Consider the following 21,827-nt stretch of genomic DNA (forward strand, 5'->3'; position numbering starts at 1 on the left):
GCAACCTCAGATCAGGCATTAGTTGCGGAACCCACTTCGTACACCTTCCCCTGAATTGGTGACAGCAGCTGTAGAATTAGCCATACTGAATTTACTTCATACCAGCGGACCCGGTCACCATGCCAGCCCTGCCCTCACCACGGCTATTGATGGGAATTTTTGCCAAAGCCGAAAATTTTGGTCGTATAGCCGACACGCCTTTTGGCATTGGCTATCAGCTGCAGGGCCTGGCCGTTGCCGTCAGTTTTTTTGGTCATCATGTCTATTTTGGCTATCAACAGGCGGTGCTGGTGCTAGCCAATGAAAGTCAGGTCAGTTTTGCCGAAGCCGATCATCCCGCCAATCGCGATTTACTCGATAAAATTTATGCCATTGATCACCAATATAGCCAGTAACCAGCCGCGCCTCGGCGTTGATACCAAGGCGGATGACTATCTGGAATGCAACCTGGATTGCAATGCAAACGTATGCAGGATCGGCGTTGGTCGTAGGCTTTGTGCTAGCATAAAACCAAACCTGTCAGCGATGAACGCAATAAATGAACAAATTCAAATGGTTAACTGTCATTTCGTCCACAGCATTAACGCTGATGGCATGTAATCCAGCGAGCGAAACCAAGCCGGCGGCACCTCAAGCTATCTCCACTGCGGCGACTGGCACAGCGGCTGCAACCCCAGAGAAACCCACAAATTTAACCGGAAAAGTAGTTGTTTATCAGGCCTTTACCCGCTTATTTGGCAACAGCAACACCACTAATCAGCGGTTTGGCACCGCGGCGCAAAACGGCGTTGGTAAATTGAATGATATTAACGATGCGGCGCTGATTAGCCTCAAAGCGATGGGCGTGTCGCATTTATGGTTAACCGGTGTACCACACCATGCGCTGGTCGCTGATTACAGCGCTTTTGGCATCAGTGCCGACGACCCGGATGTGATTAAAGGCCGCGCCGGCTCACCTTATGCGGTGAAAGATTATTACAGTGTGAATCCGGATTTGGCGGTCGATCCCGCCAAACGCCTCGAAGAATTTAAAGCATTGATTGACCGTGCACATCTGCATGGCATTAAAGTGGTTATCGACATAGTTCCAAACCATGTGGCGCGCCGTTATGAATCGCTGGGCAAACCTGCCGGCGTGCGCGATTTTGGCGCTGATGATAACACCACAGTTGCATACAGCAAACACAACAACTTCTATTATGTCCCTGGCCAAGCCTTTGAATTGCCAGATATTCCTGCCGAATTTAGCCCGCTTGGCGAAGAAAAACATCCACTGAAAGACGGTAAATTCGCCGAAATGCCAGCCAAATGGACCGGCAATGGTGCCCGCGCCGCCAAACCCGATTTTAACGACTGGTATGAAACGGTGAAAATTAACTACGGCGTCAAACCAGACGGCAGCTACGATTTTGAGCGTTTACCAACCGACTACGCCAGCAAGGACCACGCGGCGCATGCCGCCTTCTGGCAAGGCAAAGATTTACCCAATTCCTGGTTAAAGTTCCGCGATATTACCCACTACTGGCTAGCGCTTGGCGTTGATGGCTTTCGCTTTGATATGGCAGAAATGGTGCCGGTGGAATTCTGGAGCTTTTTAAATAGCAGCATCAAATTGCAAAACCCAGATGCGTTGCTGTTGGCGGAAGTATATCAGCCGCAGTTATATCGCGATTATGTGCAGCTCGGCAAAATGGATTATCTGTACGACAAAGTAGGCTTTTACGACAGCTTAAAGCGGCTGATGCAAGGTAAAGGTGCTGGATCTGAAGTACTGGCCAAACAAGCGGAAGTGGCTGATATCGACCAACATATGCTGAAGTTTCTGGAAAACCACGACGAGCAGCGGATCGCCAGCCCGGAATTTGCAGGCTTGGCCGAAAAAGGCCAACCGGCGATGGTGGTGTCGACCTTGATCGGCAAAGCGCCAACCTTGTTGTATTTTGGTCAGGAAGTGGGTGAAGCCGGTGCTTTAGATGCCGGTTTTGGCAAGCCAAGCAGAACCAGCATTTTTGACTACGTTGGTGTGCCGGCACATCAGGGCTGGCTCAATGGCGGCAAATACGATGGCGGTGGTTTAACCGCTGAGCAAACTGCGTTGCGCACTTTTTATCAGCAATTGCTGAAATTCAGCAGTGAAGCGAGCGCGCTGCAAGGCGAGTTTGTTTCATTACATCAACTGAATCTAACAAGCCCAGGCTATAGCGAACAACAACTAAGCTTTGCCCGATTTGATGATAAACAACAGTTGTTGGTGGTGAGTAATTTTGCGGATCAGCCGGTGAGTTTTAACCTGCAATTGCCGGCAGATTTAATCAAAACCTGGCAACTATCTGAAACATCTGCAGTTTTTACTGACCTCTTCAGCCAGCAACAGCAGAGCACCAACCCGGCGCAGCAGCATAGCCTGACCATCGAATTACCGGCCTTGGGATCGGTGGTGTTGCAGCGAAAATAAATAACCAATCCCACGCTTGTGTTAGCTACCGCACAGACGGCGACGCTAAATCGCCGTCACTATCTCTGCCTCTATTCATTACAGACGACAATTCATGCTAAAAACAATTGCGATAATTTTATTAATCTTATGGGTGCTGGGTTTTGTATCCCCGCTGGCGATAGGCAATTTGCTGCACATTTTATTAGTGTTTGCAGTGGTGCTGTTTCTGGTTGATGTCATTCAGGGTCGGCGATTGTAATAAAGCCCGAGCAGCAATTCAGCGAGGCCTGCGCTCGTGGTTGTGGCTCAGGTCAAAACTGACATTCAGTGAGCAGCCAACCATCGAATAACTGGTACCACACAGTCAGGTTGCTGCCTGCTGGCACCCTGTCACTAAGGGCTGTGGTTATAGTAAACCAGAGACAATTTTCATTAAATCCGGTTAATGCCGCGGCCTCAAAGCCAAAGTACTGATTTACTGAAGGATAAAGCGCCTTAAAGATACTTTCTTTGGCCGAGAACACTAAGGTCAACGGACAGACGATCTGGCGACTGAGCAGTGCGAATTGCTGTTGTTCACCCGGATATACCATTAAATCCTTTAGTTCAAGCTCTTGCTGTTGACTCATAAAATTCTCGATGTCAGCACCAATCCCACGACAAGTACCAATACGAGTTACCATGGCCAAAGCAAGGTTATTACTGTGCGTAATGGTCCCCAATACACCTGGTGGCCAGACAGGTGCACGGTTTTCACCAGTCCCTACTTGAACGTTCTTGATCCCAAATTGCAGCAATGCTTGCTGGGCACACTTGCGGCCAGCCAAATATTCTGCACGACGTTTTGGCACGGCGCTTCGAAGATTATCGGGAAACGTGATGCCAAAAGCGGCAAAATCCTGCGGAGTGATCAGCTCCGGCACTGAAAAACGCAGCGCCGAAAATGGCTGCGGTAGCAGACAGTTAAGTTCGGTGATTGGCTGAAATTGCAATGATGTACCCTCGCTATCGCCTAAAAACGCGGCTGTAGATCTGCTGGTACCAGGTACAGCTTTAGCTAAAAAATTCCAGTTCGCTAGCTTACATACGTATTGAGCGGCAACCAAGCACTTTGCCGCTCAACATGATGAATTATCACGGAAATGAATTCCGCAGGCTAATGCTGGAGTTTAATACCGATAGGTCACAGAAGCACCAACAGTACGGGGTGTCACCATCGCGACGTAACCGTTGACATAGGCCACACTGATCGGGTCGCGGGACGTCACGCCATATTCATCAAACGCATTGTTTACAAACAAGTTCAGCTGCCAGCTATCTTGATGATAACCCGCAGACAACCGGGTCAGCACATAGTCACCGGCAGTACGTTCCGGCGTGTTATTCAAATCACCATAAAACTCACCGACATAGCTGGTGTTGATATCCAGCTGCCAGGCGTCACTCAGCCACCAGCTTAATCCCAGACTGGCGCTGGTGGATGGTGCCGAGTTCAGCTCTTTGCCAACAGCACTGGCAAAACCAACCGGCGCGCGGTCGATTTCCGATTGCAATAAACCAACCGCTGTGTGCAGCTGAAGGTCATCGCCCAGCATACTGTACGCTTCCAGCTCCAGACCATAGCTATGCGCTTGATCGATATTGGTAATAGTACGGGTACTGCTCAGCGCCTGATAATCGCTGAAATCATTCCAGAACAAGTTGGCACTGAGACTGATGTCACCGGCACCAAGCACCGAGCGTGAACTCAGCTCAAAGGTGTTCACCTTTTCCGAATCGTAATAGTAATACTCGTTGGTCATATTGTTCAGCGCACCACCACCGGCGTTGTAGCCCTGCCGTGCGCTGACGGATAACGTGGTATGTTCCGCCAGATGGTATTGCAGCACTAATTTCGGCAAGGTAAAGGTTTTGTCGTTATCAAGCTGCGCCCGGTTCCATTTGCCACGGCTGAACAACGAAAAATCCCGTTGTTGACTTTCATGTTCAACCCGGGCACCGCCGGTCAGGTTCCATGTGTTCGAAAAACGGTAGTTGCCTTCGCCATAAATGGCTTTGGAATCACTGCTGTCATCACCAAAGTACTGCGTTAGACCCTGGCTATTAAATTCTTGTTCACGGGAAAAATAAGCTACACCAACAAAACCGGAGTGGCTGTGTTTGCTGTCGCCAACCGACACTTTGCTGTCGACTGTCCATTCTTTTTGGTGCATCCGCACATCGGATTCATTGCTGGCTTTGTTCTCATAACCATCAAAGCCCCACTGATGATCCAGATAAGCGACTAAAGTTTCCGCCGCCATGAAAGGTGCCAACTGATAGCCGAGCTGCAGGCTGTGGGTGTCAGCTTCGGTTTTCATCTCACGCTGAAACAACGGGATGTAATCCTGCGGATTTTTTGCATCAAAAAACAACCGGCCGGCATTGCCCTCTTCCTGATAGTGGTTGTAGCTGTACAATAATTTCAGGTCACGGTTGGCTTTGGGTGTCCACAGCAACTTGGCGCGGCTGTTCTGAGTTTCCAGCGCGGCAAAGTCGGTTTTTGACGGATTGCTGGCATAGCTAACCGGGTTGGAATAGGTATCGCCGTTGATCCATTGTGTGGCCAGGCGGACCGCCAACTCGTCTTCAACAATCGGCGTCGAAAATGCCAGCGCACTGTCTACAAAGTTGTCTTGATTGCGATAACCAAGGCGCACTGCCCCTTCAGTTTGCATCACCGGATCACGGGTGCGCACAATCACCGCACCACCGATGCTGTTGCGGCCATTGCTGGTGGATTGCGGACCGCGGAACACTTCGATCTGTTCGATATCCCACAAACCGGTATCGCCGGTGACTTCCGCCACAAATGGCTGCGCCACACCGTCCACCAGATTGCTGACCCGCGCCCTAGCGCCTCCGGTGAATGAGTTAAAACCGGTGGCAGAGCCGTTGCCTGACACACCACGGATATCCGGTACGGCGCCGGTCAGCACCACGACGTTGGCAACGTCTTTGAGCGCATCGGACATCGACACGATTTGGCCGCTGTCGAGCATCTGCTGATTGATCACCGCCACTGAAGCGGCGGTATCTTTGAGTGAACGTTCGGTTTTTTCACCGGTGACGGTAATGACTTCAATCGATTCCCGCGCTTTACGCTCAGCCTCTCCGTCCAGGGTCAGCATTGCCTGCGCCATCACGCCACCACTGCCAACCAGCATGGCCAAAGCCAAAGGTTTCAGCGCAAATTTGTTATTGATTTCCATGTTTGACCACTCCCGATTTAAATACCTATTAAAAAGTGGCGGCAAATTAGCACAAACATTTTAACAGATCAATTGCGAATCATTACTATTTACATTAATATCTGCGCGTTTTTAAAAGGATCTTGTGATGCTGAAATTAATCCTGGTCACCATCTTGCTGTTTATCGCGGTACTGCTGTGGTATTGCAGCAACCGACATCAACGTTTACTGAAAAAACCACTGTCGCGCCACTGGCGACTGGTTGGCACCCTGGCGGCTGTTGCAGCAATTGTGACTGCGGCGTTCCAACTCAGTAGGTCCACCACGATATTTTTCTGCTTATTGCTGTTGATGTTGTGGCTGATGCTGCTGCCTTTTGCCACTTTATTACCTGCCGGAAACCGCCATGACGAGATCTAATCGAAGCACGCCCACCCAAAAAGACTGGCTGCAAAAAACGCTGGCGGGGGTCTTTGCTGGTTTAGCCATCGCTTTTGTTTGTGTTGGTTTTTTTGTTTGGTATGGCCCAGGGTCGATTGAGTCTGGCGACAAAACTCAGTTTGCAATGTGGCTGGTCACTCCGTTTTGGCTAGTGATTTTGGCCGGGGTTTATCTATTTCCAAGCGGCCGACGTGCCTGGTTGGTGCTCGGTAGCATCACCGTCCTGTTGTATTGCAGCTTTTTTTTATTACGGAGTCTGGCATGAAAGTCAGGGCTGATATTTTACGAACTTACCAGAGTTTGCATACCTGGACCGGCATCTGCGCCGGTTTATTGTTGTTTATCGGATTTTACGCCGGTAGCCTGACCATGTTTAAACATCAGTTGCAGCAGTGGATCACACCTACGGTTTCTGTTGCCGGGGACCACAATCCAATGCCAGCTCCGCTGCGCGATTGGCAAACTTTGTTAGATACCACGTTACAGCAACAAGCTCTGGCGCTGCAGGCTGGTTTTACCCTGGATTTACGCGAAAGTGCGCCGGTGATCCGCTGGTACAGTCAGGGCAACGCCCGCGAGTTGCGGCTGGACAACCAGCTGAGCGAAGCCCGGCTGAACGCGTCAAGCCAGCCGCAACAAATCGTGTTGCAACAGCACACCGAAAACCGTTTTGCCGATCTGCTGGATTATCTGCATCGCAGTGCCGGCATCGGTGGCGAGATTGGCCATGATCAGGCCGGCGTGTATGTATTGGGCATTGCCGCAGTGCTGTATTTTCTGGCGTTGGTGTCAGGGGTGGTGATCCTGCTACCGACCCTGACCAAAACATTTTTTGCGCTCAGAACCAGCAAAGGCAGCAGCCGTTTCTGGCTCGACAGCCACAATCTGGTTGGCATTGCCAGCTTGCCGTTTCATTTGATCATCGCCTGGACGGTGATTGTGTTTGCCTTTCACGATTTAATTTATGACGGGTTAACACCATTTTATGGCGATACGCCGATGTTTGCCCAAGGCGAGCCGCCGCGCCAAAGCTATGATGTCGCCAGTCTGCCGCCATTGGCACAACAGCTGGCTGCGGCGCAGGCTTACAGTCCGGCGCATAAACCGGTGCATCTGAGTTACATGCGACTGAACTCGCGCTCACCCGTGGTGATTATTCAGATGCTAAACCCAGACGGGATGGTGCGTGGCCCTGATGCCGATTATTTGTACATGCATCCCTATACCTTGGAAATTCAGCCATTTACTTTTTCCAATCAGCCTGGTGCTGACTATGGCAAAACGGTGATGGGCTTGTTTGCGCTGCATTATGGCAGTTACGCCGGCGACTGGGGGCGTTGGGGTTATTTTGTGATGGGCTTGTTTGGTGCCTTTTTGTTTTATAGCGGCAATTTGTTGTGGCTGGATAAACGTAGTCAGAAACAACAACAGGTCAGCCGCAGTACCAGAGTGATGGCCGCTTTGACCGTCGGCGTTAGCCTGGGCTCGATGCTGGCGGTGGTGTTGACGCTGCTGAGCGGGAAACTGCTAGGCGGGAATGGGCTGAGTGAGAATTTGCCTGGCGCTTTGCTCAGTAACCTCAACTATGCCTATTTAGTCAGCTACTACAGTGTGTTTGTGGTTTTTGTGGTGTGGACGTTCTGGCAAGGTGCCGCCCGCGCGGCTTATCAGGGCTTGTTGCTGTTAACTGTTAGCTGTGCGGCATTGCCATTTGCCAGTTTATATCTGCAATGGCGTCAGCCGGATCTGTACGCTTTTAGCAGTACTGCTGGCGTTGATCTGATGGCGCTGCTGTTTGCCACTATCTTTGCCTTTGCTGCTTACAAAACGCAGCAGCGCCAACACAAAGCTGCCTTACACAGCCTGTGGTCCTTGCCTGCAGCGCCGGTTCATTCTGCAGTAACATCGTCACTGGAAAGCCCGGGATAACCAGCGCATTATTACCTACAATAGCTGGTGCGAATTTACTGCTTTCGCACCAGTTTCAGCACTAATGTCCGTACTAACGGCGCCACCAGCATCACCGCCGGAAACGCGACCACAAACGCAAACGCCCAAGCGTCCAGCCAAATCGACAGAATATCCGGCACCAGCCCGATATTGTGCACCGTGATCACCAATGACATCAGACACGACATCAACAACGCCATAAAAAACGCAAATACAAGCGACTGATATTTTGGGTGGATCATCATGCTTCCCAACAGGGTTTTAGTGAAACTGACAGTGGCTTAGCTCCACCGCCGAACAGATTTTCGAACGTCGCAGATCTGGTGACATTTTTGGTAAATACAAGACTGCGTCTTTAATTGCCCGCGATCAATACCGCCACCACTTCCACCACACCAAACATCAACACTCCGGCACAGACTGGCCAGCCTAAGGATCGGGTGCGACGCCAGACCAGCAAAGTGGTCAGAATGCCGATGGCGGTGGCGAGCCAGGCGCTGAAGCTCTGGTTCGCGGGTACCAACGACACGCCATACATCGCAGCGATCATGGTTGGCGCCAGCACCGTCAGCCACACTGGCATCGAGGCTTCGGTGGCGGCGACTTGTTGTCGGATCAAATGACGTTTCATCCATAGCATCGGGATCACGCGCATTAAAAATGTACCAATAGCGCATACGGCCATTGCCAGCCAGACTTCATTCACCATCAGCAATAGCTCCGTTTTTTGTCTTGGCATTTGCTCTGGCCTGCAGCAGGTAAAACATCGCCATGCCCGCCAACGCCGCCAGTGGAATAGCGCCATTACTGATGCCGAGTATTTTCAGTAGCATCGCGACGGCTATAGTACAACCAAGAGTCAGCGACCAGACTGTTGAGGTAAATCTTGGCGCCAACAACACTAAAAATAATGCCGGTAGTGCAAACGGCATCACTTCGCCAAGTAACGGCCAACGCTGAGTAATTTGCGCTCCGGCGATAGCACCAAGGGCAGTACCGGCAATCCAGCTAAACCAAGCCACCAGCGCTGCGGCGGTATACCAGCCGAGCCGATCTTTCGCGGCAAGCTTTGGCAAACGACTATGCGCCAGTGCAAAAATCTGGTCGGTTAAGCCGTGCATCAACCAGGGCCAATAGCGACTTTGCGGCAAATAAGGCGCTAAATTTGGCCCATACACCACATGGCGGGCGTTTATCAGCAGCGTCATCAGCACCACCAGCCACAAAGGCGCACCGGATGCCACCATCGCAATAAACAAAAACTGCGAAGCGCCGGCATAAATCAATGTCGAAATCAGTACCGTCGCCAGCGCGCTAAAGCCGGCCTGTACCGAAATAAGCCCAAACGAAATGGCCACCGGAATATAACCGCCAAGCAGTGGCAGCGCATCTTTCGCACCTAGCAGCCATGGCGATTGAACCGGGCTGGTGTTGCTGGAAACTGCCATTAGTTGCTCCTGCCGGTTTGCTCTGCCGATACCGGTGCGCGGACATCGTCTGAATTCGCTGCCGGTTGATAAACGATGGTTAACAATGCGGTCGCCCAGCTCTCACCGGTGCGGTATAAATGTGGCTCGTCGGCAGCAAAACTGTGACTTTCTCCGGCGCGCAGCAACTTGGTATTGCCAGTGGTGCCCACTTCCAGCTGGCCGCTGATCAAAGTAATAGATTCGGCGGTACCAGCAGCATGCGCCTCAGCTTTGCGTTCGGTAAAAGGTGCACAGGACATCCAGTAGGCATCAACCGGCACCGTGTCGGTACCCTGATCAATCAGCCGCACCGTCACGCCATGGTCGCCAACCGCAACATTTACCGGTGCAATCAGATCGCCAAATGGCACTTTCAGCTGCAACGACAAGCGCCAGATGGTATCGAGTGTAGGATTGCCGCAGCCTTGCTCTAAGCGTGACAAATTTGATTTGGCAATGCCAGCATCTGCCGCCAATTGCGACAACGACAAGCCCCGCGCCAGCCGCAAACTTTGCAGGTGCCGGCCGAGGGTTTCAAGAGTTGGTTTATCCACGGCTGCTCACCATTGGTTCCGCTAGAATTTGTTCCATATACAGAACGTTCTATATAAGGAACGAATTTTTGTCAAGTGGGCGTAGATGGGTTGCGCCTGATTTAAGCCCAAAGCCGTAGCGGCAATAAGCCCCAATAGACCAGCACCAAACTCCATTGCAACACTGCTATCATCGCCAGCAGCTCGGGGACTGAACTTTTACCTCTGCCTTTAACTGCGCCACTGCGAAAAGCAGCCTGTCGCAACAGCCAGTGCCAAATGCCCAGCAACATCGCTATCGGTAATAGCCCGGTAACCAGCGCCAATGCTGCGCTCGCCAGAGTTAACTCACCCAGTTGCAGGAACGACTGACCGAAAAACAGTGGCAGCGGCAGCAATAAAAAAACAACGGCACTAAAAGGCGGTAATAACGGGTCATTGTGCCGCCAGCGGCTGATCAGACTGTCTTTACGAAGGAAGCGCAGTAAGCCGGCGGTCAACACAAAACCAAGGCCAATCACACCTGTGATCGCGCTCGCCCAAAGCGGCAACAACTGCCAAATGCTGACCTGCTGATAGCTGCGAAAACCATCACTAATCACCCGTTTTCGCTCAGCTGAATCTAAAAGCACATGTGAAGCAGTGATCCGATCATTGGCACGGAACAACCGGCCGCCGACTGGCGTCAATAATCTGGCTGCCCCTTGAAATGGTTTTAGCTGCAGTTGCTCTCCTTGCTGCGGTTCGGCAAACTGCAAAGTCGCAAAATTCAGCAGTAAATCCAAATACCTGAAACTTTCCATCCGGCTTGGCGCCAGCTGATAAAAACCCAGCCAATTGGCGATGTCCTGAGGCAGTACGGCGGTCGGCGGCGGCATTGGCGCAAGCCTGGCTAAGCCCAGTTCCTGCACCAGTAAGGCGTCAAATTGGTCATAATTAGCGGTTTCAACATCGGCATTCATCGCTACAAAAAATGCTTTTTGCGCTTCTGGAAACAAACAAAAGTTGGCGCGAAAGCCAAAGGTGGTGCCGACATGACAACGGCCAATCACGCCATGACGATCACGATTGTTCAGGCCCAGCGCATAACCTGCTATCAGCCCCGCCTGCGCAGCTTCAGTGGTCGTTGGCTGGCCCATCGCCCGTAATAACTCTGGAGCGATAAAAGGTTTGCGGTTGCTAATGTCATTCATCTCGTGATGAATAACGCCATCACTCATGAGAAAACGGACAAACAGTGCCATGTCTGCAGCAGTGGTGGTGAATTGTCCGGCCGGTCGCAGGAACATCGGCACTGTCGCCTGGGTGACATTGTTTTCAAAATGGCCCATCGCTAAACGTGGATCGGCCGCAGGTTCTTGCTGCGTGATAAACCCAAAACTGCTGTCAAACATCTGCAGTGGCTGCAGTAAATGCTGCTCCAGATACCGCTCATAACGCTCGCCGCTGACCTGTTCAATCACCATGCCGAGCACCGTATAACCCATATTCGAATAGGACAAGCGGCTGCCGGGTTTGGTGCGTAGCCGCATAGATGTTCCGGGTTTAAATGCCTGACTCAGTGGTGAATCTGGCGTCGCCCGCAAGCTAAATACCTGCCACAGCCTGACATCATCAAGCCCGGACGTATGGTCGAGCAGATGGCGCAGCAGCACTGGCTGCTCGGCTGCCCATGGGTTATCCAGCAGCTGATCTACCGGCAAGTCCGGCAACAATACCGACAACGGGCTATCCAAACTTAATTTGCCTTCGCTGACCAGACGTAAAATGCCAACTGCGATCAAAGTCTTGGCGATAGACCCCACCTGCATTTTATGATCTGCCCGCAGCAAGGACTGTTGATCACTATCGGCAATCCCAGCTGCACCTGTACGAACTCCTTCCGGTGTGACCGTACTCCAGACCACACCGGTCAGCTGTTGTTGTTGCAGCAAAACTGCCATTTGCGCCTGGGTGTGTGCTGAGATGTCGGCCGACCTGACTGTTGCTGCTAAGCTTGGGTTCTTTGATACGATTACCGGAACCTTAGCCTGAGCCGCTTTGATCGTGGTGGTCAGTTGCAGCAGCGGCCAAATATCAGACCATTCACCGGCCATCGCCGCAACCAAAGCCATCATCACCACCAAATTACGTTGTACCGGGCCATCTTTCAGCACCACTGGCACCTGACGACTGGCAGAAGGCAATCCAAGCTGTTGATAATTTAATAACAACTGCATGGTGCGTTCCTCTGCCGTTGCTGGCCGTGGCAGCGGTTCAACGCCCAATGCCCGTACAGCCGCTTCAGCCAATTGCCACACGGTCCATGGGTTTTGGCCGGTGATTAAACGCCCATCAACCACCAGATTCGGCAGATAACGTGGGCCTTCGGTAAACAATGCGCCTTGCTGTTCCAGTTTATTTTGCAGCAAAAACGGGAAACGTTTGGCCGCATCCGGCAGCAACAACAATTCTTCGGCATTGGTAAAGCTGGTGACTTGTTTCCCTTGTAGCCACGGCGTGCCGTCGGCATTCGTTAATTGCGCCAGCGCTGCCGGGCCGTGACAAACCGCCAGCACCAACTTCTGCTGCGCTGCCATTGCTTGCACCAACCTGGCAATGTCCGGATCCTGTGGAAAGTCGAACATGGCGCCTTTGCCGCCGACAAAATAAATCGCCTGATAATCTGCCGGGTTCACGTCCGCGAGTTTGATGGTATTGCGGGCCTTTGCCATTGCGGTAGCATCGTTTAAAAAGGCGTAGTCAAATTCCGCCATATCGTCATCATCCAGCACCCTTGGCGCATCGCCCCCCTGCGGACTTGCAATATCCACGGCAAAACCGTTGGCCAGTAACACCCAATAAAATCTGGATAATTCAGTGAGTTCATAACCGGTTTTTTTGGTTTTACCTTCGACCACTGCAGGTGGATAAAAAGCAGTACTGGTGACCACCGCCAGTACTTTGCCGCGGGGTTTAAAATCTGCTTGCGCCGCTAATGCCAGCGGCTGCTGCAAATAGGCAATCTGCTCTGCTTTGCTGGTGCTGAAGTCGGCTTCAGCTTGCGTGGTATCGATTAAACTCCAGAGCCATGCCGCGGCTGTAGCGATCAATAGCAACACCACACCCAAACCCGCTAAAACTTTTTTCCACATGGTTGACCTCCAACGTTTTACCCAGCCGGTGACAGCAGTAATTTCAGGTCAAGTCTGCCAGTTCAAATGTGAAAGTCATGTCAAAACAAGCAACGGCGGTTCGATGGGCTACATCGCAGAAGAAAGTTAAAAAAGGAACAAATACTTGCGAGAGCTGGCGCAGCAAGGTACGGTAATTTCAGGATTTTTAATGAGTGCTTGGTATGTTTGAAAGCCTGACCCAGATTGGTTTACCGATCGCATTAATTCTGATTATGACCGGCGTTGGTATGACGTTAAGGCCAGCTAATTTTGCTGAAGTGCTGCGCCAGCCGAAAGCGTTTTTTGTCGGCGCTGTCGCGCAAATGCTGTTATTGCCGCTAGCGGCAGTGGCGGTAATCGCGTTATTTGGGCTTCAGGGCGAACTGGCAGTAGGGCTGTTTATCCTGGCGCTCTGCCCGGGGGGTACCACTTCAAATTTATATAGTTATTTGTGCAAAGCCGATGTTGGTTTATCGGTGTCGCTAACCGCACTGGTCGGTCTGGTGACGCCTTTTACCCTGCCGCTGCTGGCGGCCTGGGCGATCGAATTTTATCTTGGTGCCAATACTGCATTTAGTTTACCGCTGGTGAAAACCTGGTTGACCTTGATGATTGTCAGTGTGTTGCCGGTGTTCCTGGGAATGTTTTTTAAAGCAAAATGGCCGGAACTGGCTGATCGCATTCAACCCGCAATCAGTCGTTTTTCAGTGATCGTATTACTGCTGTTGATCATCAGTATTGCCATTGATCTCGGCGATGATCTGTGGCTGTTTCTGTTGCAAGCCGGTCCTGCCGCATTGACGTTAAATGTGCTGACCATGTTCGGCGGCTATTGGCTGGCGAAAATACTGCTAAAAAAGGAGACTCAGGCGAAAACAATTTGCCTGGAAGTCGGTCTTCAAAACGGCACTCTGGCCCTTTTAATCACCACCGGCATTTTAAGCAACAGCACCATGTCGATAGCGCCCAGTGTGTATAGCTTATTGATGTTTTTTACTGCCAGCCTCTTTACCTTTTGGGTGCTTAAAATCAAAGGCTGATGTTCAACCGTCTGCGATACATGGAGTATTTGATGTCCGGATTTACAAAAAAATATTTAGCCCTGGCTTTGCTCTGCTGCAGCCTCAACCTTGCGGCGCAGCAAAACAACGCAGTCAAGCAGCTAACCACACTGGCGCCTATGCCAATTGCGGTACAGGAAATTTATCCGGTGCTGCATCAGGGCGAGATTTATGTCGCAGGCGGCATCAGCGATGCCTTGTCCGAGCAAGATGGCCAGATGACGGCTGCGGTGCAAATTTATGACATTGCCAAAAACCAATGGCGGCGCGGCCCGGATTTACCGCAAGGTCGGCACCATGCGCAGCTGGTATCGGTGGGCAGCGATCTGTATTTGCTGGGCGGTTTTGTCCGTGCGACTTCAGTGAATAATGGCCAATTCTGGCAAGCTGGTAACTGGCAGGCCAGCGCCGATATTTTAAAACTGAGCGCCAAGGCCACATCGTGGCAGGCTGTCGGCAAGCTGCCCAAACCGCTGGCCGAAACTGTCAGTTTTGTAAAAGATGGCCAGATCCATCTGCTTGGTGGACGCAGTCCGGTAGGTCCCGATAATAGCCAGTGGCAACATCATTTTGACCAGGATCTGCATTGGCAGATTAATCTGAGCGCCCTGCCAGCATCTGGCGCTGTGACCGAATTAGCCAGGCTACCGGTCAAGAAAAACAGTGCGGCCATTGCAGTTTTAAATAACCACGCCTGGTGGCTCGGCGGGCGCAATCGCGATCTTGGCAACACCACTGGCGTGGCCGCTTTTGATTTCGTCAGTGCAGTTTGGTTACCCGCAGTGCAGACCCCGGATTTACCGGAAGCCCAGGCCGGACTTGCAGCCGTCGCTCTTGGCCAGCAAATTTGTCTGTTTGGCGGTGAAGGTAGCAAGGAGCCGAAGAACGTCTTTAGCACCATCTGGTGCTTTACGCCGCAAACCACCAGTTGGCAGGCGCACGGAAAAATGCAACCGGCCCGTCACGGCCATGGCGCAGTTGCTGTCGGTGACGCGGTGTATTTAATAGGTGGCGCCACGGTTGCCGGGTTAAATGAAACCTCGAGTATACTGCAGCGCTGGCAGTTGGGTTTGGAGTAACATTATGCACAACATTCATACATAAGTGAAAGTGCAACTTGTTGCGAGTCGAGCGTCCAACGGGCGCGTTTTGAGAGCTGGTTATATCAAATCTAGTTTAAGTACAGCCTGTTTGAGTTCAGGCCAAATAGTTTCAGCAGGTATACACTGACACTTTTTTCTATTTTTTCTGAGCTCGTCAACAAAATTATTTGCAAAATTTAAATCGCTAAAATTGAACTCTATAAGACATGTTTTTTCACGGCATTGCATTGTACTTATTGAATACTCACCGCCTTTGAAATACTGTGAAAATATGTTTCTTACGATCACCTCAGCACCATAAGACCAATCCCCATACTCTTCCAATTCATTCAATTGTTCTAAAAAGACGCTATACACATTAAATGGCTCATACTTAACCAAATCTCTATATTCCTTTGTTATTTTTACAAGTTCAATTTCGTCATCTATTTTTCTTACAAAATAAACGTTTCCTTCATCGATAAGTACATTTACTTCTGAGGCTTTGTATTTATCTAGGATATATTTATATTCCGCAGAATTTTTATCTAAATACGGCGACCAACTACCGCTAAATTTATTTAACTGACTTTTATCATTAGAGTCATTGACGCCCGCCAAATCAATATAATCATCAAGCGGTTCCTTCCAGCCTTTAGGGGAATCTTTTTTATTTACGTTCGCATTGTTAGATTCTACTATTTCATTACCTGAAGAATTACCATAAAAACTATCATCCGACGAAATTATAGACATGCAATATGCAGAAAACAAAGCAACGGTGACAATAAAAAAAATAGTAACAAATAATTTTCTGGTGACACTCATAATTAATTAAACATCCTTTTTCATTCTAACTTTTCATGCTCGTGCGCGAAATGGTAAACGCCGGAGCAGCAGGCTACAAATAACGTGGTTTATTAGACAAACAATCTCTGCAGCAAAATGAATTGCCTACCAGTACTTAATATGTCATTCAATAATGAAGGCAACCCCCGGAGTGCAGTTATTGAATTAAACTTCTAAACCCGCTTTGAAAATTTGTATCGAGAATATTCCAATGCATTAACATTGAAAAAAATTATAAGGCACCTGATATGTATAGTCGACATATGCAGCAAGCCTCACTGTTTTTTACGCTTGCAGGAATTAAAAATAATTACAAGGAGAAAAATTTCTAAGTGTAACTAGGAATAAACCGAGCCTACTTCAAAAAATCACTATTTTTCATTTAAGTATCGAGTCTAGCTTTTGTGGATAAAACCCGCGCATTATCCAATCCTTATTTACTATTAATGGAACAATGCTCCCATCCAATCCTTCGAACTCATTTTCATTCTGTTTGTTACTCACTATATCTTTTTTAATATAGTTTATCTTCCTGTCATCCAAATACTTAGTCAATGCCATACAGGCTTTACAACTGTCCACCGAGTAAATCACCAGATCTACATTTTCCGGAATCAGTAACTGATTATCACTATAACTGACAACAGAATAGTCGGTATACCACTCATTGATAGCACGACCCGCCACACTGAAAATAACGATCAGTACTACAAGAAGTAGTGATTGGACAACAAATTTTTTCAATCTATAAGCTCCTGCCATTCTACTCTAATAGGCAAGGAGGCTAATACCTACCTTGCCCAAAATGCTTATCAGACGACCTTAGCCGCCTTTGCAAGACTCACAAATCCAACCACCGGTGACTCGGTAACAACCTGTACAGGTTTCAGCAAATGCAGCAGCACTCACCAAACACAACGCTAATAAAGCAATCTTACGAAAATTCATAACATTATCCTTTACAAGTCTCACAAACCCAAGTTTCAGCATCCAACTTATGACAGCCAGAACATTGTTTCTCGTCACCTGCAAATGATAAAGCACTCACTGATAGCAACATAGCAGAAAAAACTATCTTAGCAAAACCTAACTTCATATAGTGTTCCTTTCATAATATTAAAGCCACACGGCAACGCCATGGTACACGAAACAATAATATATTCAACAGCATCATTCAAAACAAAATATCTTTCTTGGATTTAATTTCACAATGCGAAACATTGTTGCCCAAGCAGACAGCAATGCAACAACACAAATAACCAAAGCAGTTTGGTATTGACAAGGCAATTCAAGGTCTGGTATAAAAAAGCTAACCCTCTCCATCAGAGCATAATAAATAAACCAGGCTGCTACGACTGAGAAACATATTGATAAGCATAATGACAGCATCGTCATTAAAAATATATGTCTCACACTCCAACCACAGGTTAAATACACTGCAATTTCATGCCTTTTCTTCCTAATATACAACATGCAACAACCGATAATTCCAACAACTGCAATCACCAGAGCGGTTATTGTTACAACCAACACCATATAAAATAGCAACTTATACTTTCTTGTTGCATCAAGCCATTGTTGATGGTTATCTAACCATCGGCTCTTTTCCTGAAAACCTGCCTTATATGCAAGCGATTCAATACGGTCTTTTTCGATAGCTTCCGTCTTTCTGTAGACTAATACCCCCACAGAATCCCATCTGCTAACAACCCGATATAGAGTCGGAGAATCAAAACTATTTTTTATTGATTTCAGCACTCCAACAATTTTGTAAGGTTTACCACTTGACCGCTCAAACTCCATACCAACAGCATTCTGAATATTGGTAGCCGAGACACGATAGGCAAACTGTTCATCTACCAATATGGGAATGAAAGATTCCGTTGCACTCAAATCATGAGCCCCAAGCAAGCGCCCGCTCAAAAGATTTACTCCAAGCACTCTGTGATAATCCGGATCTACAGCCCGGACAATCACCTGCATCGGTGAATGTGAAACAGGTAGATGCAGTCCTTCAGTCACAAAACTACTGTTCAATGCCGGACCATCAGCCAAAACAAACTCATGATCTGGTAAAACATTCTGGAGCGTTCTAACAAATGCTTGCCATTGAGCTAATCTGCGTACACTTTCTTCGTCATTTCTATCACTATGTGCATTATCCAAAGAATCGTTCTTGATAGAGAAAAATTGATGTTCGACATTTTCCAGACCAATATCATGAAAATTTTGTTTGTAAACTGCGAAAGAAAGCCCAACGGACGTTAGTATCAATAGAGACGATATTACCAGTTGTATTGATATAATGAAGGTAGAAGTACTCCGCTCAGAATGAACTCCTTTCCCGATCCCTTTTATCAATATTTTCTTATGCTGCAAGGAACTTGGAACTAAGATAACGCTGATAACTGCTGTAATAGCCATGCAACCTATAATAATAAAAAAGCATTCAATAGCAGAAACTTCCATGGTTTCCATCAGTGGAAATATCCCGCCACTGACCATCGGAGAGAATTTGATTAAAACCATGCTTAACATAATGGCGATCAGAATAGATACGGCAACCCATACTGAGAGCTCAACAAATGTCATCATTCTGACTCGAGTCAAACTCGCTCCCAGAAAAATTTGCATCGCTAACTCGCGCTCCAACTTAATGAATCTTTCCAGGCTGGAATTAGTCAGGTTTAGTAACGTGATAAATAGCAAGAATAGCGAAACAACCAGTAAGGATATTGATAACTTTCCGCTATCACCAATGATCCACTGATGGTAGTCTTGTTGAGAGTATTTCGTGTCGTTGATGGAGATGCCAAGATCGTTCCGTCGCTCTAAATATTTGGCTAACCATTCAGCGAGATGTCTCTCTTCAATACCTTCCCCATTTTTTTTTCTATAAAGCATTAGACTATAACGGTCTGAACCGAATGTTTCCGCCGCTTGTTCCATATATTGAGCAGACTCAAATTGCCACACTTGCAGTTTTTGAGTCATCTGAGCATCAGGATGGCCCCCGAAGTGTTCAACAACGCCAACAATCACTACATCCTGCCCGTCTAGTTTCACTGGTTTGCCCAGTACCGACTTTGACTGGAAGTATTGTTTCCACACCTCTTCCGATATCCATATTTCTCGTTTGCTGCTGACCTGAGAAGGTGAGATCCCTTGCACCACCTTGATACCAAGGTTTGTTGGCGTAATACTGTCAGACGAAATGACAGGTACTTTTACCGTCGAATGCTCAAAAGAGAGTTCACTTTCGCTGAATTCCACAAAACTGAAATCACCAAGTCCGTGAAACTCCTTCCTGAGTTCCGGTAAGGTATTCTTAGTCAGCAAATTGATATGCATCGGTCCGATGTCGGCCACTACGGAAACCCTTTGCAGACCGTCAATCGCACGAACACCCGGAATGTCTTGAAAATATAGAGTTCTGGCGATGCATGCCATTGTCAGAACAATGGAAAGCATCAGTCCAAATGAAACAATAAATGGCAGCGAGTAGTGTGGTTCTTTCAGAATGCTTACGGCGCCCTGCATCGCCGATTTTTTATATATACCAATGTTTCGAGGCAACAACTTATTCAATAACATAGACCTAGCACCCAACTACATTTCCTTCCGAAAACTCTCACCTATGATTCCCCCATCAAATAGTTCAATTTTTCTATTGAAAAAACTATCATACCGAGAATCATGGGTTACCATCACGATGGTCGTACCATTTCTGTTCAAATAATTTAGTTGAGACATTACAATGTCTCCATTCTTGCTATCTAAATTTCCGGTAGGTTCATCAAGCAGCAATAAGTCTGGAGAAGTCACTGTTGCTCGAGCGATTGCTACTCGCTGCTGCTGCCCCCCTGATAACTGAACGGGATAGAATTTCGCTCTATCAGTCAAACCTACAACATCCAGGCTGTGCTGGACCTTCTCCAGAATATCCGCGTTGCTTAAACCACGATGCAATAAAGGTAAAGCAATATTGTCAAATACACTCAGCCGTTCAATGAGGTTAAAAGCTTGAAAGACAAATCCGACATGTTTGTTTCTGATATACGATTTCTGTGACTGACTTAAACCATTGACCTTTACTCCAGCAATGGAATACTGCCCAGAGTCAAAACTATCAATCAAACCAATGATATGAAGCAATGTAGATTTGCCGCATCCAGATGGGCCGGTAATGCTTATAAAGTCTTTACTATTGATTTCTATGTTGATGTTATCTAAAGCAACTGTCTCGACATATTTGTTACGAAAGGATTTTCTTCCTCCCTGAATATAAACAACTGGCTCCCTTTTTTTTGGGGAATCATCATTTCTGTACATTAAAGTATATTCCTTAATTACTTTAAATTGATCTCTTCGAAATCCAGCCATTCTTTAGGATATGAACTGACAATTTCATCACCAGCGCTTAAACCTGATTTCACAATAATAAAATCGCCAGTGGTTTCCCCTAGTACAACTTCTCTTCGAATCAGCTTTTTATCGGACGATTTTACATACACATACTGATTCTGGTTTGGGCTAAGTTTGCCATTGGCGCCAACATACGTTGCATTATCAATATGTTGCAGCATTACTTCACCCCTAATCCGCTGTGCAGGGCGCCATCCTTGCGGCAAAGGTTGTATAATTTTTGTTTCAGCAACCACAAGTCCCTCACTAACAACAGCTTCTATCCTGGTGATCTCTCCTTGAACCTCTAGGCCGCCAATATCCAGCACCACAGATGAACCTATTTCTATCTCCGCAACATGTCGCTCCGGGATTAGTAACTTGGCGTTCAATTCTCTGTGACTACCGATTCTCGCCAATGGAGCTCCTGGTTGCAGGCTTTGCCCAACCTCAACATCCAATTGTTGTATAACGCCGTCTATGCCGGCCTTAACGGTTAGCTGTTCCTGCTGACTCAACAACAAGCGATACTCACTGTCGAGCATCGACAGTTCCATATCTTTTTGAGCTCTCTGTGCTTGCTGCATCTGGATAAACTGGCTCAAGCGATCTTTTGCATTCAGGAGCGAATGCGCAGCCTGATTACACAACAATTGGCTTTTTCTCAGTTCAATCGAAGATACAACCCCTTTTTTCTGCAACTCCATATGTACATTGAGTTCAAGCTTTGCCTGTTCCAACGCCGAACTGCGTTCACTTAGTTGATCTTGTTGCAACAACAGTTCTTGCTGCTGCTGCGCAATGAAGGCAGTAATTTCGCTCTGTTTTTGTTGGCATTGCCTTGCAGCAACCTGCACTTGTTGCCTTAACTGGGGATTTTCAAGCTGCAAGATCACCGAACCTGCAGTTACTAACGTGCCAGGTCTCAAGGTAATGTCAGTCACTGTTGCTGCAACCGGAGCGGTTAACAGGCGTTGCTGTTTGCTGATCAGCTCGCCGGTCGAAAGGCTGGTCAACTGTAGAGCCCCCTGCCTTACCTCTAAGAAAGAAAGACCTTTCCATTCAACGGCAGGGTTTGATGGCAATAAGGAAGCGATGTAAAATAGTATAATGCCTAATAAAACATACTTTAACCACAACCAGTATGATTTCTCAGCAGGTAACGAAATATCCATATTTGAACCACTAGATCAATTCGAAACAACTCAATTCGAT

The 21,827-nt window shown here is 48.2% G+C and carries 22 protein-coding genes; 8 read left to right on the forward strand and 14 right to left on the reverse strand.

Going from position 1 to position 21,827, the window contains the following annotated elements; all coding sequences use genetic code 11:
- Positions 1-119: 119 nt before the first annotated feature.
- From A5320_RS10215 to A5320_RS21935, 3 genes are all read left to right on the forward strand, one after another.
- Positions 120-395, forward strand: coding sequence for a hypothetical protein (locus A5320_RS10215; protein ID WP_068064032.1), 276 nt, complete (start codon positions 120-122; stop codon positions 393-395).
- 143 nt (positions 396-538) lie between these two features.
- The gene (locus tag A5320_RS10220; RefSeq protein WP_068064033.1) at positions 539-2,455 is read left to right on the forward strand and encodes an alpha-amylase family glycosyl hydrolase; all 1,917 of its coding nucleotides are present in this window, start codon (positions 539-541) and stop codon (positions 2,453-2,455) included.
- A 94-nt stretch (positions 2,456-2,549) separates the two neighbouring features.
- Complete coding sequence (locus A5320_RS21935; protein ID WP_127700103.1) at positions 2,550-2,696, forward strand: lmo0937 family membrane protein; 147 nt, start codon at positions 2,550-2,552, stop codon at positions 2,694-2,696.
- A gap of 52 nt (positions 2,697-2,748) precedes the next feature.
- On the opposite strand, the gene A5320_RS10225 is transcribed toward A5320_RS21935, so the two are convergent.
- Both A5320_RS10225 and A5320_RS10230 read right to left on the reverse strand, forming a co-directional pair.
- Complete coding sequence (locus A5320_RS10225; protein ID WP_157605768.1) at positions 2,749-3,360, reverse strand: 4'-phosphopantetheinyl transferase family protein; 612 nt, start codon at positions 3,358-3,360, stop codon at positions 2,749-2,751.
- A gap of 246 nt (positions 3,361-3,606) precedes the next feature.
- Positions 3,607-5,688, reverse strand: a complete 2,082-nt coding sequence (locus A5320_RS10230; RefSeq protein ID WP_068064037.1) for a TonB-dependent receptor — start codon at positions 5,686-5,688, stop codon at positions 3,607-3,609.
- 127 nt (positions 5,689-5,815) lie between these two features.
- Here A5320_RS10230 and A5320_RS10235 point away from each other — a divergent pair, with 127 nt between their 5' ends.
- Genes A5320_RS10235 through A5320_RS10245 form a run of 3 tightly spaced genes read left to right on the forward strand, consistent with a single transcriptional unit; the run spans position 5,816 to position 8,038 of the window.
- Positions 5,816-6,088: a hypothetical protein gene (locus tag A5320_RS10235; protein WP_068064039.1), complete on the forward strand. Its 273-nt coding sequence runs from the start codon at positions 5,816-5,818 to the stop codon at positions 6,086-6,088.
- The gene (locus A5320_RS10240) at positions 6,075-6,374 is read left to right on the forward strand and encodes a hypothetical protein (RefSeq protein WP_068064041.1); all 300 of its coding nucleotides are present in this window, start codon (positions 6,075-6,077) and stop codon (positions 6,372-6,374) included. The genes A5320_RS10235 and A5320_RS10240 overlap by 14 nt, the downstream gene beginning before the upstream one ends.
- Positions 6,371-8,038: a PepSY-associated TM helix domain-containing protein gene (locus A5320_RS10245; protein ID WP_068064043.1), complete on the forward strand. Its 1,668-nt coding sequence runs from the start codon at positions 6,371-6,373 to the stop codon at positions 8,036-8,038. The genes A5320_RS10240 and A5320_RS10245 overlap by 4 nt, the downstream gene beginning before the upstream one ends.
- A gap of 35 nt (positions 8,039-8,073) precedes the next feature.
- On the opposite strand, the gene A5320_RS10250 is transcribed toward A5320_RS10245, so the two are convergent.
- From A5320_RS10250 to A5320_RS21685, 5 genes are all read right to left on the reverse strand, one after another.
- Positions 8,074-8,301 (reverse strand): DUF2798 domain-containing protein, encoded by a 228-nt coding sequence (locus tag A5320_RS10250; protein WP_068064877.1) that lies wholly within the window; start codon positions 8,299-8,301, stop codon positions 8,074-8,076.
- 113 nt (positions 8,302-8,414) lie between these two features.
- A complete protein-coding gene (locus A5320_RS10255; RefSeq protein WP_068064045.1) occupies positions 8,415-8,768 on the reverse strand; it encodes an AzlD domain-containing protein in 354 nt (117 codons plus the stop codon).
- The gene (locus A5320_RS10260; RefSeq protein ID WP_068064047.1) at positions 8,758-9,507 is read right to left on the reverse strand and encodes an AzlC family ABC transporter permease; all 750 of its coding nucleotides are present in this window, start codon (positions 9,505-9,507) and stop codon (positions 8,758-8,760) included. The genes A5320_RS10255 and A5320_RS10260 overlap by 11 nt, the downstream gene beginning before the upstream one ends.
- Entirely contained in the window at positions 9,507-10,082 is a 576-nt protein-coding gene (locus tag A5320_RS10265) for a helix-turn-helix domain-containing protein (protein WP_068064049.1), read from the reverse strand. The genes A5320_RS10260 and A5320_RS10265 overlap by 1 nt, the downstream gene beginning before the upstream one ends.
- A gap of 101 nt (positions 10,083-10,183) precedes the next feature.
- Complete coding sequence (locus A5320_RS21685) at positions 10,184-13,195, reverse strand: serine hydrolase (RefSeq protein WP_082971663.1); 3,012 nt, start codon at positions 13,193-13,195, stop codon at positions 10,184-10,186.
- Positions 13,196-13,398: 203 nt separating this feature from the next.
- Between A5320_RS21685 and A5320_RS10275 the strand changes: the two genes are divergently transcribed.
- Together A5320_RS10275 and A5320_RS10280 are read left to right on the forward strand one after the other, a co-directional pair.
- Positions 13,399-14,256, forward strand: coding sequence for a bile acid:sodium symporter family protein (locus A5320_RS10275; RefSeq protein WP_068064051.1), 858 nt, complete (start codon positions 13,399-13,401; stop codon positions 14,254-14,256).
- Between the two features lie 32 nt (positions 14,257-14,288).
- Positions 14,289-15,356: a Kelch repeat-containing protein gene (locus A5320_RS10280; protein ID WP_197490058.1), complete on the forward strand. Its 1,068-nt coding sequence runs from the start codon at positions 14,289-14,291 to the stop codon at positions 15,354-15,356.
- A gap of 81 nt (positions 15,357-15,437) precedes the next feature.
- On the opposite strand, the gene A5320_RS10285 is transcribed toward A5320_RS10280, so the two are convergent.
- The 7 genes from A5320_RS10285 to A5320_RS10305 form a co-directional block, all read right to left on the reverse strand.
- Positions 15,438-16,187: a hypothetical protein gene (locus A5320_RS10285; RefSeq protein WP_068064053.1), complete on the reverse strand. Its 750-nt coding sequence runs from the start codon at positions 16,185-16,187 to the stop codon at positions 15,438-15,440.
- A gap of 399 nt (positions 16,188-16,586) precedes the next feature.
- Entirely contained in the window at positions 16,587-16,952 is a 366-nt protein-coding gene (locus A5320_RS10290) for a hypothetical protein (protein ID WP_068064055.1), read from the reverse strand.
- A 78-nt stretch (positions 16,953-17,030) separates the two neighbouring features.
- Entirely contained in the window at positions 17,031-17,156 is a 126-nt protein-coding gene (locus A5320_RS22360; RefSeq protein ID WP_269454637.1) for a hypothetical protein, read from the reverse strand.
- Between the two features lie 4 nt (positions 17,157-17,160).
- Positions 17,161-17,304 carry a hypothetical protein gene (locus A5320_RS21940; protein WP_157605769.1) on the reverse strand — a complete coding sequence of 48 codons (144 nt, stop codon included), beginning with the start codon at positions 17,302-17,304 and terminating at the stop codon, positions 17,161-17,163.
- A 74-nt stretch (positions 17,305-17,378) separates the two neighbouring features.
- The gene (locus tag A5320_RS10295) at positions 17,379-19,802 is read right to left on the reverse strand and encodes an ABC transporter permease (RefSeq protein WP_157605771.1); all 2,424 of its coding nucleotides are present in this window, start codon (positions 19,800-19,802) and stop codon (positions 17,379-17,381) included.
- Between the two features lie 15 nt (positions 19,803-19,817).
- Positions 19,818-20,540 (reverse strand): ABC transporter ATP-binding protein, encoded by a 723-nt coding sequence (locus A5320_RS10300; protein ID WP_068064060.1) that lies wholly within the window; start codon positions 20,538-20,540, stop codon positions 19,818-19,820.
- A 17-nt stretch (positions 20,541-20,557) separates the two neighbouring features.
- Positions 20,558-21,787 (reverse strand): efflux RND transporter periplasmic adaptor subunit, encoded by a 1,230-nt coding sequence (locus tag A5320_RS10305; RefSeq protein ID WP_082971665.1) that lies wholly within the window; start codon positions 21,785-21,787, stop codon positions 20,558-20,560.
- Positions 21,788-21,827 lie beyond the last annotated feature (40 nt).

Origin of the sequence: Rheinheimera sp. SA_1 (assembly GCF_001669775.1) — a bacterium.
GTDB lineage: Bacteria > Pseudomonadota > Gammaproteobacteria > Enterobacterales > Alteromonadaceae > Pararheinheimera.

Excerpts from the sequence above, each read along its gene's own strand:
- A5320_RS10215 (WP_068064032.1), top strand. The coding sequence starts at position 120 with ATGCCAGCCCTGCCCTCACCACGGCTATTGATGGGAATTTTTGCCAAA.
- A5320_RS10220 (WP_068064033.1), top strand. The coding sequence starts at position 539 with ATGAACAAATTCAAATGGTTAACTGTCATTTCGTCCACAGCATTAACG.
- A5320_RS21935 (WP_127700103.1), top strand. The coding sequence starts at position 2,550 with ATGCTAAAAACAATTGCGATAATTTTATTAATCTTATGGGTGCTGGGT.
- A5320_RS10230 (WP_068064037.1), bottom strand. The coding sequence starts at position 5,688 with ATGGAAATCAATAACAAATTTGCGCTGAAACCTTTGGCTTTGGCCATG.
- A5320_RS10235 (WP_068064039.1), top strand. The coding sequence starts at position 5,816 with ATGCTGAAATTAATCCTGGTCACCATCTTGCTGTTTATCGCGGTACTG.
- A5320_RS10240 (WP_068064041.1), top strand. The coding sequence starts at position 6,075 with ATGACGAGATCTAATCGAAGCACGCCCACCCAAAAAGACTGGCTGCAA.
- A5320_RS10245 (WP_068064043.1), top strand. The coding sequence starts at position 6,371 with ATGAAAGTCAGGGCTGATATTTTACGAACTTACCAGAGTTTGCATACC.
- A5320_RS10250 (WP_068064877.1), bottom strand. The coding sequence starts at position 8,301 with ATGATCCACCCAAAATATCAGTCGCTTGTATTTGCGTTTTTTATGGCG.
- A5320_RS10255 (WP_068064045.1), bottom strand. The coding sequence starts at position 8,768 with ATGGTGAATGAAGTCTGGCTGGCAATGGCCGTATGCGCTATTGGTACA.
- A5320_RS10260 (WP_068064047.1), bottom strand. The coding sequence starts at position 9,507 with ATGGCAGTTTCCAGCAACACCAGCCCGGTTCAATCGCCATGGCTGCTA.
- A5320_RS21685 (WP_082971663.1), bottom strand. The coding sequence starts at position 13,195 with ATGTGGAAAAAAGTTTTAGCGGGTTTGGGTGTGGTGTTGCTATTGATC.
- A5320_RS10275 (WP_068064051.1), top strand. The coding sequence starts at position 13,399 with ATGTTTGAAAGCCTGACCCAGATTGGTTTACCGATCGCATTAATTCTG.
- A5320_RS10280 (WP_197490058.1), top strand. The coding sequence starts at position 14,289 with ATGTCCGGATTTACAAAAAAATATTTAGCCCTGGCTTTGCTCTGCTGC.
- A5320_RS10285 (WP_068064053.1), bottom strand. The coding sequence starts at position 16,187 with ATGAGTGTCACCAGAAAATTATTTGTTACTATTTTTTTTATTGTCACC.
- A5320_RS22360 (WP_269454637.1), bottom strand. The coding sequence starts at position 17,156 with ATGAATTTTCGTAAGATTGCTTTATTAGCGTTGTGTTTGGTGAGTGCT.
- A5320_RS21940 (WP_157605769.1), bottom strand. The coding sequence starts at position 17,304 with ATGAAGTTAGGTTTTGCTAAGATAGTTTTTTCTGCTATGTTGCTATCA.
- A5320_RS10295 (WP_157605771.1), bottom strand. The coding sequence starts at position 19,802 with ATGTTATTGAATAAGTTGTTGCCTCGAAACATTGGTATATATAAAAAA.
- A5320_RS10300 (WP_068064060.1), bottom strand. The coding sequence starts at position 20,540 with ATGTACAGAAATGATGATTCCCCAAAAAAAAGGGAGCCAGTTGTTTAT.
- A5320_RS10305 (WP_082971665.1), bottom strand. The coding sequence starts at position 21,787 with ATGGATATTTCGTTACCTGCTGAGAAATCATACTGGTTGTGGTTAAAG.